Below are 16,273 nucleotides of genomic sequence, written 5' to 3'. Positions count from 1 at the left end.
GCAGCAATCTGGCACGTGACAGAAGCAACCTGCCGCGTACGTAAAATTGATCGAACTCCAGCGGCAGGGACGTAGCGCGAGATCGCGCCCCAAATGAGCAGAGCCAACGTTCCGCTCTCAGATTTCCTTCATGCGTTTTTTCGAACTCAACTGTGGCATCCGACACCGAGACCGCAATTTTTCAGGCCGCCGCGGCCCTGCTGGAAGAGCACGGGCCGGCGGGTTTGACAACCCGTGCTGTCTGCGCGGCAGCCGGCATCACGGCACCCACGCTCTACCATCACTTCGGTGGCATGGACGCCCTTGCGATGGCGCTCATCACGCAGGGTCGGGCCGACTTCATGTCACGCAGGCGCGCGTCCAAGGCGTCCGATGACCTGATGAAGGTGTTGAGAACGCATTGGGACGATGCGGTCGACTTCACGGTCAAGCGTCCACACCTGTACGCCCTGCTCGTCCAGCAGGCTCAGCACCACCCAGAACTGCTCGTCGAGACATTTGCCGAGATGCGGGCGCTTGTGCAACGCCTGGTGGACACCGGCCGCTTCGTGGTTCCGCTGGAAGAATCGTCGCGCGCCCTCTCAGCCGCGTTCAACGGTGTGCTGTCCCTGCGTCAATGGGGTGCGACGACGGCGAGCGAGGTCAAGGCGACGAGCGACTTGATCTTCACGGCCCTGATCACCGAGCTGAGCAGGAAGCGCTGAGCCGCCAGCGCGGTAATGCGCTCGGGCAGCGCCCTGAACGCATTTCCGGCCAGTGACCCGATTGCCGCAAGCGCGGCCATGTGACCGTGGCCGCGATCAGCGCCGCGTCCGGGTGAAAAATCGGCACCGCGTTTGCCGGATGGGAGACAGGCCGGCCGCAAGCCGCCTGCTGTTCCACCAGCCAACCGGAGTGAAAGCATGAGCAACGCCGAGAACCCCAAGGATGTCGCGCCGCCCAACGAGCCCCAAGAGGGCTGGGTCAAGGAAACAGAATCCAACCCCATCGGTGGGGTCGCGGGCGCCGCGGTCGGCGCGGCGTTGGGTGTCGTCTCCGCATCGCTGCCGGGCCCGTCGGCAGCCTCGCCGGGGCCGCCGTGGGCGCCGTGCTCGGCGGACTGGCAGGCTCGCATGCCCTGGCTGGCGCCGGCGCGCCCACGGGCGCCGCATCGGCCGAGGCAGGAACCGCCAGCACCGACCCCGATGGGCCCGTGGACACCGGCACGGCCGCCGAGCAAACCCGCCGGCTGGACGTGAAGGACGGCGCCGGTCAAGACGCCGCCCCGACCGAGAGCGACCCGACGCGTCAGGGCTCCTGAGACGACACAGCGGCCGCGAGGGCCGCTGATGATCGCTGAGGAGACTGCCTTGTAGATCGCTGACCACGCTGCCCAATTGGCAGCGGGCCCATCGCCGAGATGATTACGCCTCTTCCTCCTGTTCGGCACCTTCGGCGCCTTCGGCCATGCCCATCTCCTGCATCAATTCCGTCTTGCGCTGTTCGAGTTGCTCACCCAGCGCGGCCAAGTCCACCTTGGCGCGGCGCGCCTGCGGAAACAGCTCGCCCTCTTCTTCCTTCACGTGGTGATCGATGTACTCGCCGAGGACCTTCACCTTCGCGTCGTAAAGCTCGTCAGTCGGGTCGGACTCGCGCAGCTGGGCGATCAGGTCCTTGGCTGACGCATGCTCGACCGTTGCTTCGTCGACCAGGTCGGGCTCCTTGATCGCTTCCTTGGCGGCCGGGTAGAAGATCTCTTCCTCGATCTGTGCATGCACCGTAAGCATCGCGCAGATCTGTTCGGCGATCGGCTGCTTCTCCTCGTCTTCGGCGTCGTGGTCGACGAGCTTCTGATACTCCTGGAACAGGGCCTTCACCTCGCGGTGATCTGCCGTCAGCAGCTTGATGGCGTCCATTGCCCCGGGCTTGGCGCTGGCACGCGAGCTGGCGCGTTTGGTGGCGGTTGCCTTCTTGGCTGAATCTTTGGTTGCCATGTGGGTACTCCATTGGTTGCCCGGCGCGACATGCGCTCGGTTCCCCGAAATGGCAAACCGCGTTCCCCGGCGCGCACCCTCTCTGAGCCGTGATCTCGGAGCCGTTATCTCTGAGCCCGTTATCTCTGAGCCGTCAGCCAAGCGCGGTGTCCAGCAGCATCATGGTGACGAAGCCGAGCATCAGTCCGGTGGTGGCATAGAGCTCCGAGCCCTGTCGATGCGACTCGGGAATGATCTCGTGGCTGATGACGCACAGCATCGCGCCGGCGGCTCCCGCCAGGCCCCAAGGCAGCAGCTGCACCGAGATCGTCATCACGGCGGCACCGAGCACGGCGAACACGGGCTCGACCACCCCCGACGCAATGCCGAGCAGCACCGACAACGGCCGGCCATAGCCCACACTGCGCAACGCGAGTGCCACCACCAGACCTTCGGGCACGTCCTGGATCGAGATGCCGGTGGCAAGCGCGCGGGCGCCGAGCGCATCCGACCCGCCGAACGCAACCCCGATGGCCAGGCCTTCCGGCATGTTGTGCAAGGAGATCGCGAAGACGAACAACCAGGCGCGTTTCAGCGCGCGGGCGCTCGGCCCTTCGTGCCCCTTGATGAAGTGCTCGTGCGGCACCAGCCTGTCGATGACCAGCAGGAAGGCAGCGCCCAGCAGCATGGCGGCACTCACGATGCCGCCGGCTCCCCAACTGCTGGCGCCCAGCTCGCGCGCTGCGCGCAAGGCCGGTACGACGAGCGAGAACGATGTGGCGGCCAGCATCACGCCGGCGCCGAAGCCCAGCATGGCGTCGTAGGCGCGGCGCGAGAAGTTCTGCGACAAGGCCACCGGCAAGGTGCCGAGCGCGGTGGCGCCGGCGGCGAAGAGGCCGCCCAGCAGCGCACCGGCCATTCGCGGGTCGCGCAGGCCCAGCCACAGGTAGAGATCGCGCAGCAGCACGACGGCGCCGACCCCGCAGACGCCGACACCCAGCACCTGGCGCATCAGGCGAGCCGTGCGCGTGCCGCCGCTCTCCACAGAGGCTGTGCGAGGCGAACTCGGTGGGCTCGCCCCGCCCACCTCAGTTCCTGCGGGTGGTGGAGGAGGCACCGAGGTCGTCCGCCTTGCCTGGGCTGGAACCCATCCCCAGCTCGGCTCCGGTCATCGGATCGGAGGTGGTGTCCGATCGCGTGCGCTCGGCCAGCTGCTGCGCCGTGGCCGCATCCATCGTGTCGAGCATTACCTCGGGCATGCCGGTGCCGCCATCGACGGCGGGTTCGGGCTTGCGGAATTCGAAGGTCGGCTCGTTGTTCCATGGGCCGCGCTGGTCCACGCTCGCATCGCCGTTCGACATGTTGAAGTACACGTTGGTGAACTCCGGCATGCCGGACAGCTTGCCTGGAGGGAAGTTAGGCTGGATCGAATACAGCGCCTTCTCGAACGACTGCTGGTGCGAGATCTCGCGCGTCATTAGGAAGCCCAGCGCCTCTTTCACGCCAGGGTCGTCGGTGCAGTTGATCAGGCGCTCGTAGACGATCTTGGCGCGAGACTCGGCCGCGATGTTGGAGCGCAGGTCGCAAGTGGGGTCGCCGATCGAATCGACGTAGGCCGCGGTCCACGGCACGCCGGCCGAGTTGGTGAGCGGTGGCCCTCCGCCGTACAGCACCTGCGTGACGTGCGAGTCGTTGCCTGCTCCGCTGATCGAGCGGTACATCTCGGCCTCGCTCTCCATGCCTTCGGAGATGCGGCCCTTGGCGCCCTTGTTGAGCATGGCGACGATGGTGCCGATCACCTCGAGGTGGCTGAGCTCCTCGGTGGCAATGTCGATCAGCATGTCCTTGCGCCCGGGATCGTCCTCAGCCAGGTACTGCGTGAAATAGCGACAGGCGGCGGCCAGCTCGCCTTGCGGGCCGCCGAACTGTTCGAGCATCAGGTTGGCGAGCCCGGGGTTGGTCTCGTTCACCCGAACGGTGTACTGAAGACGCTTGTTGTGAGCAAACATGTCTCATCCTTTCGTGATGTGTTGCAAAGGGCGCGGTGGCGTTGCGCCGCAGCCTTGTGTGTCGAGCAAGGCGCATTCCGTGAACGCTTCGTGCTTGCAGACCTTGCCGTGGCAGACCTTCGCTGACGGCATGCACGCCTCCGTCTCCAACATGCATCGATGCATGCAAGAGGAACCTATTGCCGCAGTTCGAGGCATTCCATGAACGCGGAGGCAATGGCGGGAGCTCTGCAAGCCTCCAGCGCCGAGGCCGCCGGAAAACCCGCGTCGGCATGTGCATTGCCTGACCTGTATGCCGAAGCGTTTCGCAGATCTGCGCAAGCGCTCAAGACAAACGGCAACCACCTAGGAAAGGAGTTAGATCATGAAGATTCGATTCACGCCGGCGGCCGCCGTTGCCGCCGTCGCCACGGCAAGCTTGCTGGCTCTGGGCATCAGCCAAGCGCAATCCACGTCCGGCAGCACGACGTCGGGCAGCGGCTCTGCGCAACAAGGCGGCACCGGTACCGGCACGACAGGCACGGGCACGACAGGCACGGGCACTACGGGCTCAGGCACCACCGGCTCGGGCACAGGCAGCAGCACCACCGACACGAGCGGCACGGGCACTGGCAGCTCTGGCACGACCGGTGCTGGCACCACAGGCTCAGGCACCGGCGGCGCGGGCAACATGGGCACGGGCACCGGCTCCTCGACCAGCGGCACGACGAGTTCCGGCTCGACGGGCAGCACGTCGTCGACAAGTGGCACGGGCACGTCCGGCGCGACCAGCGGCACGGGCAGCACGAGCGGCACAGCAGGAAGCACGGGCAGCAACAGCACCCGCTCGACCAGCTCGTCTTCGAGCTCCTTGCCGGCGAAGGCCGATCGCAACTGAGCTTGGCAAGCCAGCCTCATAGGAAGGAGGCGGCCTGCACGGCCGCCTCCTGCTTCGGCTGACACTGCACCATGAGCAAAACGTGGACCTACCAGGGCGGCTGCTTCTGCGGTGCCGTCCGCTACGCGGCCCAGGAAGTCTTCGATGCGGGGTACTGCCACTGCACGGTGTGCAGGCGCATCTCAGGCGCGCCGGCCGCGGCGTGGTTCAACGTTCGCGAAGAGCATTTCAGGGTGGCCTCCGGCAAGCCGGCGGCGCTGCAGTCGTCTGAACACTTTGTGCGTTACTTCTGCGCCGCATGCGGAACGCACTTGTTCGGCCGCGACAACTTGCCGACACCCGCCACCGTAGGCAGCCGCCTCGTGTCGGTGATGCTCGGGACGCTCGATGATCCCGAGACCGTTGAACCTCAGATCCACCAGTGGTGGAGCGATCACGTCTCCTGGTACGAGAACGCCGCAGACCTGCAGAAGTTCAACACCGGGACGATCTCGCATCCGGCCAAGCGCAAGCCCGCCAAAGGCAAGTCAATCGAACTCGAGCAGGCAGACGGCAAGCCCTCGATAGGCTGAGCCGCAGACAGGCGACAAATCTTCAAGGCGGTGTGCTGCTTTGCAGCTTGTCTCGAACGCGTTCACCGCCCGATTCAGTGGCAGCAGGCCGCCGCAGCTCGCCGTTGGGTGCTGGTTCGAGCCATCGTTCGAGCAGCGCCTTCTCTATCGCGAGTTGGCTGTCGGCAGGCGTCAAGCCGCGCGCGTGGAGTTCGGCCAGCAAGTCATCGCGCCGTACCGTGGGGCGGGCCAGCGTGTCGAAGGCTCCGAGCACATGGATTCTCAGTTCCATGTGGTCGCCCGGTTCGATGACACGCGCTGAAGGGTCTTGTCGATACGTATCCGTTCAGTCATAGCCTTCGCGCACGTTGTCCAGCGCGGCATCGCTTTGCCGTTTCTGCCGGCGCATGCTTTCGTGGGTGGTCTGGTCCGCTCGTGATGCATCGTCGGGAGGGGCGGCGATGTCGTCGCTGCCGCCCGGCTTGTCCGGCTGGATGGGCTTGGCACGCGGCGGTTTGTGCCCTGCGGGCATGTTCCGGTCTTGGCTCATATGGCGTCCTGGGTAAAGTGGTCGTTCATCGGTCTGCATAGTCATCGGCAAGCGACGTTCCCGCGGCGGCGATGCAGCCATGGGCGGGTTCAGAGACCCATGGGCTTGCCAGGTTTTCACCGCCTTGCCGCAACTCGCCGCATCACGCATCACCACAGGGTGCGCCGGCGCGTCACCGAACCGCGCCCGAGCATGAAGACACCGAGCAGCAAGCCTGCCGCCCACAGCAGGTTCGACACCGGCATCGCACGCGCCGTGTTGACGGCCATCTCGCCCATGTGCGGCCGAGCCAGCTCCAGCCGGCGCTTGGTCATGCGCGCGCCCAGCTCGTTGAGCCGCTCGCCGAGCAGGCGTTCGGCGGCAGGCAGCAGCACCGTCTCTTCGTCGGCCACGTGATGGATCACCACCCGCATCAGCTCGGCGAAGGTCGCGTCGCAGCGCGTGTCGCCGGCTTCCATGGTTCGCAGGTCGGCGATGAGGCGGCGCATCTCGTCGTGCTCGGGCTTGGACTTGTCGAGCACCGGGTCGGAACTCTCGACTTCGCGCATCGCGGGGTAGAAGATTTCTTCCTCGAGCTGCGCGTGGATCTCGAGTGCCAGGCACACGCTTTTCACGATGGCGGCCTTCTGCCCCGGCGAGGCATCGGCGCTGTACTTGTGCGACAGCACCAGCACGTGCGAATGGTCCATGCGGATCATCTTCGTGATGGGAGATGACAACTTCTCCGACACTTTCTCTGTGAACTTCTTTTCTGCGAAGGTGGTGGTCATGGGGGCTCCTTGCGGTTGCTGGGCACACAACTCCCGGCAACCCGCATGCCGCTACGCAACCTTTGCGATGGGCAGGCGGGCGTGGAGTCTGGCGCTGGGGGCCGAATCAGCCAACTGCCACCAGATGGTCACCGAACCAGTCGCCGGCGCGCTGCGCCACGTCGTCCAGCGTACCAGCCTCCAGGAAGAGGCGCGTGGCACGTGGCACGAGCTCGATGCGCTTTTCGCAGCGCAATCGCGCGAAGCCGGTGCGGCTGATCTCGATCATCTCCGGGTCAGCCGCACCCGCGAGCAGCAGCGTGGGCGCATTCAAGTCGCCCAGCACGTCGGTGGCCAAGTCGAGGCGGCCGCCGCGCGACACGAGCGCGCGAACGGCCTTGGGCCGGTGCGCCGCCACCCGCAAGCCGGCCGCGGCGTAGGTGTCGGCGGCCATCAAGCCCAGCGGCAGGGTTCGCCAATGCGCCTGTACTCGCGCGTGTGCGGGTTCTCGCTGCCGCTCCGGTGCCGCCAGCGCATCCAGCGCTATGAACAGGCGCTCCGTCAGCAGGTCGACGTGCTCGCGGTCGCTGCGTTCCTGCGCATGCTCATCGTGCGTGAGCAGGTCCAGCTGCAGCGTGTCGAGCTGCCGCATTTGAAGCCGTGCAGCCACGCTGCTGTTGATGCGCCCGCTTGCACTGCCGCCTTGCAACAGCACGATGAGGCCACGGGCGTCTGTCACGTTAGCCAATTGAGCCGGGGGCAGCGGTTCACCCAGCTCGATCAGCGATCGATTCAATTCCATCTCATTCGTCCCCAAGGGTTTGGTTCCTGAAAGGTAGGCTTTGAACACGATCCGGCGGGTCGAGTTCACTGCTTGCTTCACATGGCCGGAACGTGATTTGCCTGTTGAAAAAAATGGTTCGACAGGAGCGATCTCCATGAACTCAGCCACCACCCCACCGCCTCGGCAAACGACCAACCCGATCCACCAGACGACGGCGGCGCAGCGCCGGGCAAGTCCGACGCTCAAGCGCCGTCATCGCAGCGAGAAAGTCAAGCACCTGTTCCGGAGCCGCAGCAAAGCGAGGCCCAACAGCAGCGATGAGCTCATCGAGATGACCGCGCCTGCACGCGCCGGCAGGCAACGGTTACCGTAAAAGCTGCTTCGCCACGACCCGTCTCACCCGGGAATGCCGCTTCTTGCGCGTTGACCGCCGCCAAACCGCGGCACGCCGCTTGCCCAAACGCGAGCATGGAAGCCCAGCACCACGCCACCGTCCGGCCACACCGCCTTCCCTGCCCACCCCGCTGGCGTCGTGGTCATGACGCGCAGACCCCGGGTGAATTGCATCGCCACCAAGCGGCCACGCAATGGCCGCACTGAGCGAACTCGACGTCTACCTCTTCGGAGAGGGCACCCACGCCCGGCTCCACGACAAGCTCGGCGCGCACGTCGACGCCGCCGGCGGGTACGTGGACTTCGCCGTGTGGGCACCGAACGCCGCATCGGTCTCCGTGATCGGTTCGTGGAACGGCTGGAACGCATCGGCCGACCCGATGCAATGCGACGCCGCCGGCGTCTGGCACGCGCGCAGCCAGCATGCCAAACCGGGCGACACCTACAAGTACCGCGTGCACTCGCGCCATGCCGGCTACGTGGCCGACAAGGCCGACCCCTGTGGCGTGTACGCCGAAGTGGCACCGGCACAGGCCTCGCGCATCTGGCAACTCGACTTCCAGTGGAACGACGAGGCCTGGACGCGACGGCGCGCGGCCGCCAACGCCTGGGACGCCCCGATCTCAGTCTACGAAGTGCACCCCGGCTCATGGCGGCGCGCCAACGGCAACTTTCTCGGCTACCGCGAACTCGCCCACCAGCTGGGCGACTACGCGGTGCAGATGGGCTTCACGCACGTGGAGCTGATGCCGATCACCGAGCACCCGTTCTACGGCTCGTGGGGCTACCAGACCACCGGCTACTTCGCGCCGACCTCGCGCTACGGCTCGCCGCAAGACCTGATGTACTTCGTGAACCACCTGCACGAGCGCGGCATCGGCGTGATCCTCGACTGGGTTCCGTCGCACTTCCCGACCGATGAACACGGGCTGCAGTATTTCGACGGCACGCACCTCTACGAACACGCCGACCCGCGCCAGGGCTTCCACCCCGACTGGAACTCGAGCATCTTCAACTACGGCCGCGGCGAGGTGCGCAGCTTCCTGATTTCGTCGGCCCTGTTCTGGCTCGAGAAATACCACTTCGACGGCATCCGCGTCGATGCCGTCGCGTCGATGCTCTACCTCGACTACGGGCGCAAACACGGTGAGTGGGTGCCGAACCGCCACGGTGGCAAGGAGAACCTCGAAGCCATCCTGTTCCTGAAGGCCTTCAACGACGCCGTGTTCCGCGAGCACCCCGACGTGGTGACCATCGCCGAGGAGTCGACCGCCTGGCCCATGGTCTCGCGGCCCACCGCGGCCGGCGGCCTGGGCTTCAACATGAAATGGAACATGGGCTGGATGCACGACTCGCTGCGCTTCATGCAGGAAGACCCGCTGCACCGCCGCCACCATCTCGACGGCCTCACCTTCTCGCTGGTCTACGCATTCAACGAGAACTTCGTGCTGCCGCTGTCGCACGACGAAGTGGTCCACGGCAAGGGGTCGCTCATCGGCAAGATGCCCGGCGACGACTGGCAGCAGTTCGCCAACCTGCGAACCCTGTTCGGCTGGATGTGGGCCCACCCCGGCAAGAAGCTGCTCTTCATGGGCGGCGAGCTGGCGCAGCGGCGCGAATGGGCGCACGAAGGGCAGTTGGAATGGCAGCTCACCGAAACGCCGGCCCATGAAGGCGTGCGCCGCCTGGTCGCCGACCTGAACCGCCTGTATCGCCATGAACCGGCGCTGCATGAGCTCGATTTCTCGGGCGAAGGCTTCGAGTGGATCGAAGCGCGCGACGCCAACCACACGGTGCTGGCCTTCCTGCGCAAGTCGCGCCGCGGCGACTTGCTGCTCGTGGTGTGCAACCTCACGCCGCTGCCGCGCGAGCACTACATCGTCGGCGTTCCGCAGGCCGGGTTCTGGCGTGAGGCGCTCAACACCGACGCACGCGACTACGGCGGCTCGGGCTGGGGCAACCTGGGTGGCGTCGAGACGCAAGCCCGCGGCTCGCACGGCCGCCCGCATTCGGTCAGCCTGACGCTGCCACCGCTGTCCACCATTTTTCTGAGGCACGAAGCGCATGGCCAAAGCTGACCGCAGCACCGCTTCCCCGCGCGCCGAAAACGAGGCTTCGCCTTCCGCGCGTGCAGAACCGGCATCGCCGGCCAAGAGCCGGTCTTCCAAGTCGTCGAGCGCTGCGAAGCCAAGCCCTGCAGCGCAGGAGCCCCTGGCACCGCGGCGCACCGAACCGGCACCATCACGTGCCGTGATCGACGCGGTGCTGCCGTTGGTCGACGGTGGCCGCTTTGCCGTCAAGCGCGTCGTCGGCGAGCTGCTCCAGGTCGAGGCCCACTGCTTCACCGACGGCCACGACAAGGTGCGCGTGATGCTCGCCTGGCATGCCGAAGGCGATGCCACGGTGCACGAAGTGGAGATGAAGCACCGCAGCAACGACGAGTGGTTCGCAAGCTTCAAGGCACCCACACCGGGCCGCTACCTCTACACCGTGGTCGCCTGGGTCGACCACTTCCTGTCGTGGCGCGAAGACTTCTTGCGGCGCGTGGAACCCGAAGACATCCGCATCGCCTCGCTGGTCGGCGCGGCGCTCGTGTCCGACGCGGCCGAGCGCGCCGGCAGCATCGACCGCAAGCTGCTGAAGGCGTGGTCCGCCACGCTGCGCAAGCAGGCCACGCTGCCGCTGGACGACGTGATCGAGTTGCAAGCCCTGGCGCTGGACGAAACCAGCGCGCAGCTGATGGCCCGCTACCCCGACCGCCGCAACGCCAGCACGTACAAGGAGCTGCCGCTGGTGGTCGACCGCGAGCGCGCCGCCTTCAGCAGCTGGTACGAGCTCTTTCCGCGCTCGGCCTCGCCCGCGCCGGGGCGCCACGGCACCTTTGCCGACGTGGAGGCGCGGCTGCCCTATGTCGCCGAGCTGGGTTTCGACGTGCTGTACTTTCCGCCCATCCACCCGATCGGCAAGCTCAACCGCAAGGGCAAGGACAACGCACTCGTGGCGCAACCCGACGACGTGGGCAGCCCCTGGGCCATCGGCGCGGCCGAAGGCGGGCACAAGGAGATCCTTTCGAAGCTCGGCACGCTGCAGGAGTTTCGCCGCCTGGTGGCCGCGGCCAACAAGCAAGGCATCGAGATCGCACTCGACATCGCCTTCCAGTGCGCGCCCGACCACCCCTACGTGAAGGACCACCCGCAGTGGTTCCGGGCGCGGCCCGACGGCAGCATCCAGTACGCCGAGAACCCGCCCAAGAAATACCAGGACATCTACCCCTTCGACTTCGAGACCGAGGACTGGGCCGCGCTGTGGCAAGAGCTGAAGAGCATCTTCGACCACTGGATCGCGCAAGGCGTGCGCATCTTCCGCGTGGACAACCCGCACACCAAGGCGTTCGCGTTCTGGGAATGGGCGATCGGAGAGATCAAGCGCGAGCACCCCGACGTGCTATTTCTCGCCGAAGCCTTCACGCGGCCCAAGGTGATGCACCGGCTCGCCAAGCTCGGCTTCTCGCAGTCGTACACCTACTTCACCTGGCGCAACACGCGGCAGGAGCTGAGCGACTATTTCACCGAGCTCTCGCAGGGCCCCGGCAAGGACTACTACCGCCCGAACGCTTGGCCCAACACGCCAGACATCCTGAACGAGCACCTGCACGGCGGCGGCCGAGCCATCTTCGCCAGCCGCCTGGCGCTCGCCGCCACGCTGGCATCGAACTACGGCATCTACGGCCCGGCCTACGAGCTGATGGAGAACGAACCGCGCAGCGCCGGCAGCGAGGAGTACCTTCACTCCGAGAAGTACGAGCTGCGCCACTGGGACCTGAACAGCCCCGACAGCCTGCGCGGCCTGGTCGCGAGGCTCAACCGCATCCGCCGCGACAACGAGGCCTTGCACCGGCTCAGCGGCCTGCAGTTCGTGAGCAGCGACAACGAGATGCTCATCGCCTACGTCAAGCGCTCGGCGAACGGCGACAACACGCTGCTGATGCTCATCAACCTCGACCCGGTGAACCGGCAGTCGGGCTGGGTCGACCTGAGCGGCATGACGCGCGAGGCGCTCGGCATCGACGTGACGCTGCCCTACCAGATGCACGACCTGCTGAGCGGCCAGCGCTTCATGTGGCAGGGGCCACGCGGCTTTGTGATCCTCGACCCCCAGCAAGCGCCGGGGCATGTGTTCCGGGTGCAGCAACACGCGCACACCGAGCGCGATTTCGACCCCGATCACTAAAAGAAGGTGTGAACGACCCTGCCATGAACGCCCCGCGCACGCCCCACCTCGAAGAAGCCGAACAAGGTGCCACCAAGCCCGTCACCGACGCCGCGCTGTGGTTCAAGGACGCTGTCATCTACCAGCTCAACGTCAAGGCCTTCTTCGACTCCAACGACGACGGCATGGGCGACTTCAAGGGCGTGGCGAGCAAGCTCGACTACGTGAAGGACCTGGGTGTCAACACCGTCTGGCTGATGCCCTTCTACCCCTCGCCGCTGCGCGACGACGGTTATGACATCGCAGGCTACGACGACATCCACCCGCAGTACGGCACGCTGGACGACTTCAAGCTGATGCTCGACGAGGCGCACCGCCGCGACCTGAAGGTGATCACCGAGCTGGTCATCAACCACACCTCGGATGCGCACCCGTGGTTCCAGGCCGCGCGCAAAGCGCCGCCCGGCAGCCCGGAACGCGACTTCTATGTCTGGAGCGACAGCGACACCAAGTACCGCGGCACGCGCATCATCTTCACCGACACCGAGACCTCCAACTGGACCTGGGACCCGGTGGCCAAGGCCTACTTCTGGCACCGCTTCTTCAGCCACCAGCCCGACCTCAATTTCGACAACCCGGCGGTGCTGGAAGCGGTGTTCAAGACCATGCGCTTCTGGCTCGACATGGGGGTCGACGGCTTCCGGCTCGACGCCATTCCGTACCTGGTGGAGCGCGAAGGCACCAACAACGAGAACCTGCCCGAGACGCACGCCGTCATCAAGCAGCTGCGCGCCGCGATCGACGCCAACTACCCGAACCGCTTCTTGCTGGCTGAGGCCAACCAGTGGCCCGAGGACGTGCGCGAGTACTTCGGCGACGGCGACGAGTGCCACGCGGCCTATCACTTCCCGCTCATGCCGCGCATGTACATGGCCATCGCGCAGGAAGACCGCTTCCCGCTCACCGAGATCATGGCGCAGACACCGGAGATTCCACCCGGCTGCCAGTGGGCCATCTTCCTGCGCAACCACGACGAGCTCACGCTCGAGATGGTGACGAGCAAGGAACGCGACTACATGTACAGCACCTACGCGGCCGACCCGCGGGCGCGCATCAACCTCGGCATCCGCCGGCGGCTCGCGCCGCTGATGGACAACGACATGGACCGCATCAAGCTGATGAACAGCCTGCTGCTGTCGATGCCGGGCTCGCCCATCATTTATTACGGCGACGAGATCGGCATGGGCGACAACGTGTTCGTCGGCGACCGCAACGGCGTGCGCACGCCGATGCAGTGGACGCCCGACCGCAACGCCGGCTTCTCGCGTGCCGACCCGCAGCGCCTGTACCTGCCGCCCATCATGGACGCCAACTACGGCTACGAGGCGGTCAACGTCGAAGCGCAGCTGCGCGACCCTTCTTCGCTGCTGAACTGGATGCGCCGCATGCTGGCCATGCGCGCATCGAGCAAGGCCTTCGGGCGCGGCACGCTGCGCTTCCTGAAGCCCGGCAACCGCAAGATCCTCGCCTACCTGCGCGAGTTCGAGGGCGACACGCTGCTGTGCGTGGTCAACCTCGCGCGCTCGGCGCAACCGGTCGAGCTCGACCTCTCGGCCTTCAAGGGGCGCGTGCCAGTCGAGCTGATGGGCCGCACGGCCTTCCCGCCGATCGGCGAGCTGCCTTACCTGCTCACGATCGCGGCGCACGGCTTCTACTGGTTCCGCCTGGCGACCGACGTGGCCGTGCCGAGCTGGCACGCCCAGCACATGCCGGCCGAAGAGCGCCCGGTGGTGGTTCTCTTCGACGGCTGGAACAGCCTCTTCCGCGACCAGGTGGTGCCTTGGCGCATCGGCATGGCCGTCAAGACGCGGGCCCAGTTCGAGACCGACACCCTGCCCGGCTACATCGCCAGCCAGCGCTGGTTCTCCTTCAAGGGCAAGCCGATCGAACGCGCACGCCTGGTTCAGCACGCCATCTGGCCGCCCAACTCCGACGACACCAGCAACAGCTGGCTGCTGCAGATCGTCGAGCTCGATGGCCTCGGCAAGGCCGACGGCGAAGCGGTGCGCTACTTCGTTCCGCTGGCACTCGGCTGGGAAGACCGCGACGAAGAGCGCATGCGCTCGATGTCCGTCGGCACCGTGGCCCGCGTGCGGCAGCAGGCCGAAGTCGGCGTCATGGCCGACGGCTTTGCCGACGAGAAGTTCTGCCGCGCGCTGATCGGCGCCATCGGCAAGGGCCAGGAGCTGCCGGGCGCGAGCGGCACCTTCCGCTTCAAGCCCACGCGTGCGTTCGCCGACGTGGCGGGCGGCGACTTGGCCTCGCTGCCGGTGGCGCGGCCGCAGGCGCAGAGCAGCAACACCATCGTGACGCTCGGCGACCGCTTGTTCCTGAAGGGCTACCGCCGCCTGCGCCCGGGTGCCAACCCGGAGTTCGAGGTCGGCTCCTTCCTCACCGACGTGGCGCGCTTCAAGAACGCCGTGCCGGTGGCCGGCGTGCTCGAGCATGTGGCGCCCGACGGTGTCATCTCCACGCTGGCGCTGGTGCAGGCCCATGTGTCGAATCAGGGCGATGGCTGGGGCTACGCGCTCGGCTACCTGAGCCGCTATTTCGAGCTGGTGCGCAGCAAGCCCGAAGAGATGCCCGCCGACGTTCACGGCGGCTTCCTCGAGCTGGCCTACACGCTGGGGCGCCGCACGGCCGAGCTGCACCTCGCGCTCGCCACCCGCAGCGGCAACCCGCAGTTCGACCCCGAGCCGCTGACAGCCGCCGACGTGGCCGCCTACCGCGACCGCGCGCTCGGCGAGCTGCACAGCACGCTGGCCACGCTCGAGTCGAGCCTGCCGCAGCTCACATCGCCCGCGCTCGACGATGCCCGCGGCGTGCTGGCCTCGCGTGCGCTGATCGAGCAGCGCATCGGGCAAGCGGCCGGCACCGCACGCGGCACGCAGAAGATCCGCATCCACGGCGACTACCACCTTGCGCAGGTGCTGATCGCCCGCAACGACTTCGTCATCATCGATTTCGAAGGCGAGCCCGGCCGCAGCTTCGACGAGCGGCGCGCCAAGCAGTCGGCGCTGCGCGACGTGGCCGGCATGCTGCGCTCGTTCAGCTACGCACGCGAAAGCGGCCTGCGTGCCGCAGCGACCAACGCCGAAGAAGGCTTGCTGTTTGCGCCGCTCGCGGATGCGTGGGAAGCCGAGACGCGCCGCACCTTCCTGCAGGGCTACGGCGACACCACCGAGCGGGCCGCCGAAGGCACGCACCTGCACGAATCGCTCGACCCGAGCGCCGGCATGCTGGGCCTGTTGATGCTGGAGAAGGCCCTCTACGAGCTGCGCTACGAGCTGGGCAACCGGCCCGACTGGGTCCAGATTCCGCTGCGCGGGATCCTCGACCTGCTTGGCCGCCCGCATTCAGAAACCCGAGGCTTGGCCGAGCGTTGACCTCAAGCACAAGAACAGGAGAACCGTCATGGAAAGAGTCGACGTGATGATCGAACCGCTGCGGGCGTTTCTCGCCGAGGTGGGCATCTTCCTGCCGCGCGTGCTGCTGGGTGTGCTCATCCTGGCGGCCGGTTTCATCGTCGCCAAGGCCGCCAGCTTCGCGGTGCGCAAGGGCCTGCGGGCGATCAACTTCCACATCCTCACCGGCCGCTCGGGGATGGACGGCTTTCTGCAGAAAGGCGGCACCTCGGCCGACACCACCGATCTGCTGGGCGTGCTCGTCTACTGGATCGTGATCCTGGCGGCGCTGATCATCGCGTTCAACAGCATGGGCCTGGCCTACGTGACCGAGCTGCTCGGCCGCGTGATGATCTTCGTGCCGCGCATCTTCGTCGCGCTCCTGATCCTGACCTTCGGCGCCTACTTCTCGCGCTTCCTCGCCAACGCGGTCTCGACCTACTGCCACAGCGCCGGCATACGCGACGGCGACACCATCGCCAAGCTCGCCCGCTACGCCATCATGGCCTTCGTGGTGATGATCGCGCTCGACCACCTCGAGATCGGCGGCGTGATCGTGCGCCAGACCTTTCTCATCATCCTCGGCGGCGTGATGCTGGCCATCGCGCTGGCCTTTGGCATCGGCGGCAAGGACTGGGCGGCCGCGCATTTGCAGCACTGGTGGCCGGCACCGAAGTTGCCGCCTGAGGAAGACGAGCTCCCATGACCCAACACGTTGCACGCCGGCCGCTACGG

General features: G+C 66.5%; 16 protein-coding genes. 8 read left to right on the top strand and 8 right to left on the bottom strand.

Annotated features, from left to right (window positions below; all coding sequences use genetic code 11):
* Nucleotides 1-152: 152 nt before the first annotated feature.
* On the top strand, nucleotides 153-704 hold the full coding sequence (locus tag AC1DYS_RS15510; protein ID WP_477900613.1) for a TetR/AcrR family transcriptional regulator: 552 nt from the start codon (nucleotides 153-155) through the stop codon (nucleotides 702-704).
* Nucleotides 705-1,087: 383 nt separating this feature from the next.
* A complete protein-coding gene (locus AC1DYS_RS15505; protein WP_477900611.1) occupies nucleotides 1,088-1,300 on the top strand; it encodes a hypothetical protein in 213 nt (70 codons plus the stop codon).
* Between the two features lie 103 nt (nucleotides 1,301-1,403).
* Here the strand turns inward: AC1DYS_RS15505 and AC1DYS_RS15500 are convergent, their stop codons facing one another.
* The 4 genes from AC1DYS_RS15500 to AC1DYS_RS15485 all read right to left on the bottom strand — a co-directional run bounded on the left by AC1DYS_RS15500 (nucleotide 1,404) and on the right by AC1DYS_RS15485 (nucleotide 4,834).
* Nucleotides 1,404-1,973: a hemerythrin domain-containing protein gene (locus AC1DYS_RS15500; RefSeq protein WP_477900609.1), complete on the bottom strand. Its 570-nt coding sequence runs from the start codon at nucleotides 1,971-1,973 to the stop codon at nucleotides 1,404-1,406.
* Nucleotides 1,974-2,106: 133 nt separating this feature from the next.
* The gene (locus AC1DYS_RS15495) at nucleotides 2,107-2,964 is read right to left on the bottom strand and encodes a ZIP family metal transporter (RefSeq protein WP_477900850.1); all 858 of its coding nucleotides are present in this window, start codon (nucleotides 2,962-2,964) and stop codon (nucleotides 2,107-2,109) included.
* Nucleotides 2,965-3,040: 76 nt separating this feature from the next.
* Nucleotides 3,041-3,961 (bottom strand): manganese catalase family protein, encoded by a 921-nt coding sequence (locus AC1DYS_RS15490; RefSeq protein ID WP_477900607.1) that lies wholly within the window; start codon nucleotides 3,959-3,961, stop codon nucleotides 3,041-3,043.
* Between the two features lie 357 nt (nucleotides 3,962-4,318).
* Nucleotides 4,319-4,834, bottom strand: a complete 516-nt coding sequence (locus tag AC1DYS_RS15485; protein WP_477900605.1) for a hypothetical protein — start codon at nucleotides 4,832-4,834, stop codon at nucleotides 4,319-4,321.
* A gap of 75 nt (nucleotides 4,835-4,909) precedes the next feature.
* On the opposite strand from AC1DYS_RS15485, the gene AC1DYS_RS15480 reads away from it, so the two are divergent.
* Entirely contained in the window at nucleotides 4,910-5,410 is a 501-nt protein-coding gene (locus tag AC1DYS_RS15480) for a GFA family protein (RefSeq protein WP_477900603.1), read from the top strand.
* A gap of 22 nt (nucleotides 5,411-5,432) precedes the next feature.
* Here the strand turns inward: AC1DYS_RS15480 and AC1DYS_RS15475 are convergent, their stop codons facing one another.
* From AC1DYS_RS15475 to AC1DYS_RS15460, 4 genes are all read right to left on the bottom strand, one after another.
* The gene (locus AC1DYS_RS15475; protein ID WP_477900601.1) at nucleotides 5,433-5,681 is read right to left on the bottom strand and encodes a hypothetical protein; all 249 of its coding nucleotides are present in this window, start codon (nucleotides 5,679-5,681) and stop codon (nucleotides 5,433-5,435) included.
* A 54-nt stretch (nucleotides 5,682-5,735) separates the two neighbouring features.
* On the bottom strand, nucleotides 5,736-5,939 hold the full coding sequence (locus AC1DYS_RS15470; protein WP_477900599.1) for a hypothetical protein: 204 nt from the start codon (nucleotides 5,937-5,939) through the stop codon (nucleotides 5,736-5,738).
* 149 nt (nucleotides 5,940-6,088) lie between these two features.
* A complete protein-coding gene (locus AC1DYS_RS15465) occupies nucleotides 6,089-6,709 on the bottom strand; it encodes a hemerythrin domain-containing protein (protein ID WP_477900597.1) in 621 nt (206 codons plus the stop codon).
* Nucleotides 6,710-6,815: 106 nt separating this feature from the next.
* Nucleotides 6,816-7,490: a dienelactone hydrolase family protein gene (locus AC1DYS_RS15460; protein ID WP_477900595.1), complete on the bottom strand. Its 675-nt coding sequence runs from the start codon at nucleotides 7,488-7,490 to the stop codon at nucleotides 6,816-6,818.
* 40 nt (nucleotides 7,491-7,530) lie between these two features.
* On the opposite strand from AC1DYS_RS15460, the gene AC1DYS_RS15455 reads away from it, so the two are divergent.
* From AC1DYS_RS15455 to AC1DYS_RS15435, 5 genes are all read left to right on the top strand, one after another.
* A complete protein-coding gene (locus tag AC1DYS_RS15455; RefSeq protein WP_477900593.1) occupies nucleotides 7,531-7,845 on the top strand; it encodes a hypothetical protein in 315 nt (104 codons plus the stop codon).
* Between the two features lie 214 nt (nucleotides 7,846-8,059).
* On the top strand, nucleotides 8,060-9,943 hold the full coding sequence (gene glgB / locus AC1DYS_RS15450) for a 1,4-alpha-glucan branching protein GlgB (protein ID WP_477900591.1): 1,884 nt from the start codon (nucleotides 8,060-8,062) through the stop codon (nucleotides 9,941-9,943).
* Nucleotides 9,930-12,095, top strand: a complete 2,166-nt coding sequence (locus AC1DYS_RS15445) for an alpha-1,4-glucan--maltose-1-phosphate maltosyltransferase (RefSeq protein ID WP_477900589.1) — start codon at nucleotides 9,930-9,932, stop codon at nucleotides 12,093-12,095. The genes glgB and AC1DYS_RS15445 overlap by 14 nt, the downstream gene beginning before the upstream one ends.
* Nucleotides 12,096-12,118: 23 nt before the next feature.
* The gene (treS, locus tag AC1DYS_RS15440) at nucleotides 12,119-15,520 is read left to right on the top strand and encodes a maltose alpha-D-glucosyltransferase (protein WP_477900587.1); all 3,402 of its coding nucleotides are present in this window, start codon (nucleotides 12,119-12,121) and stop codon (nucleotides 15,518-15,520) included.
* Between the two features lie 28 nt (nucleotides 15,521-15,548).
* Entirely contained in the window at nucleotides 15,549-16,244 is a 696-nt protein-coding gene (locus AC1DYS_RS15435; RefSeq protein ID WP_477900585.1) for a mechanosensitive ion channel family protein, read from the top strand.
* Nucleotides 16,245-16,273 lie beyond the last annotated feature (29 nt).

This window comes from Rhizobacter sp. P2_G4 (assembly GCF_056403575.1).
Note: the sequence above shows the minus strand (reverse complement) of the source record. Positions and strands in the feature narration are given on the sequence as shown.

Excerpts from the sequence above, each read along its gene's own strand:
- AC1DYS_RS15500 (WP_477900609.1), bottom strand. The coding sequence starts at position 1,973 with ATGGCAACCAAAGATTCAGCCAAGAAGGCAACCGCCACCAAACGCGCC.
- AC1DYS_RS15495 (WP_477900850.1), bottom strand. The coding sequence starts at position 2,964 with ATGCGCCAGGTGCTGGGTGTCGGCGTCTGCGGGGTCGGCGCCGTCGTG.
- AC1DYS_RS15490 (WP_477900607.1), bottom strand. The coding sequence starts at position 3,961 with ATGTTTGCTCACAACAAGCGTCTTCAGTACACCGTTCGGGTGAACGAG.
- AC1DYS_RS15480 (WP_477900603.1), top strand. The coding sequence starts at position 4,910 with ATGAGCAAAACGTGGACCTACCAGGGCGGCTGCTTCTGCGGTGCCGTC.
- AC1DYS_RS15475 (WP_477900601.1), bottom strand. The coding sequence starts at position 5,681 with ATGGAACTGAGAATCCATGTGCTCGGAGCCTTCGACACGCTGGCCCGC.
- AC1DYS_RS15470 (WP_477900599.1), bottom strand. The coding sequence starts at position 5,939 with ATGAGCCAAGACCGGAACATGCCCGCAGGGCACAAACCGCCGCGTGCC.
- AC1DYS_RS15465 (WP_477900597.1), bottom strand. The coding sequence starts at position 6,709 with ATGACCACCACCTTCGCAGAAAAGAAGTTCACAGAGAAAGTGTCGGAG.
- AC1DYS_RS15460 (WP_477900595.1), bottom strand. The coding sequence starts at position 7,490 with ATGGAATTGAATCGATCGCTGATCGAGCTGGGTGAACCGCTGCCCCCG.
- glgB (WP_477900591.1), top strand. The coding sequence starts at position 8,060 with ATGGCCGCACTGAGCGAACTCGACGTCTACCTCTTCGGAGAGGGCACC.
- AC1DYS_RS15445 (WP_477900589.1), top strand. The coding sequence starts at position 9,930 with ATGGCCAAAGCTGACCGCAGCACCGCTTCCCCGCGCGCCGAAAACGAG.
- treS (WP_477900587.1), top strand. The coding sequence starts at position 12,119 with ATGAACGCCCCGCGCACGCCCCACCTCGAAGAAGCCGAACAAGGTGCC.
- AC1DYS_RS15435 (WP_477900585.1), top strand. The coding sequence starts at position 15,549 with ATGGAAAGAGTCGACGTGATGATCGAACCGCTGCGGGCGTTTCTCGCC.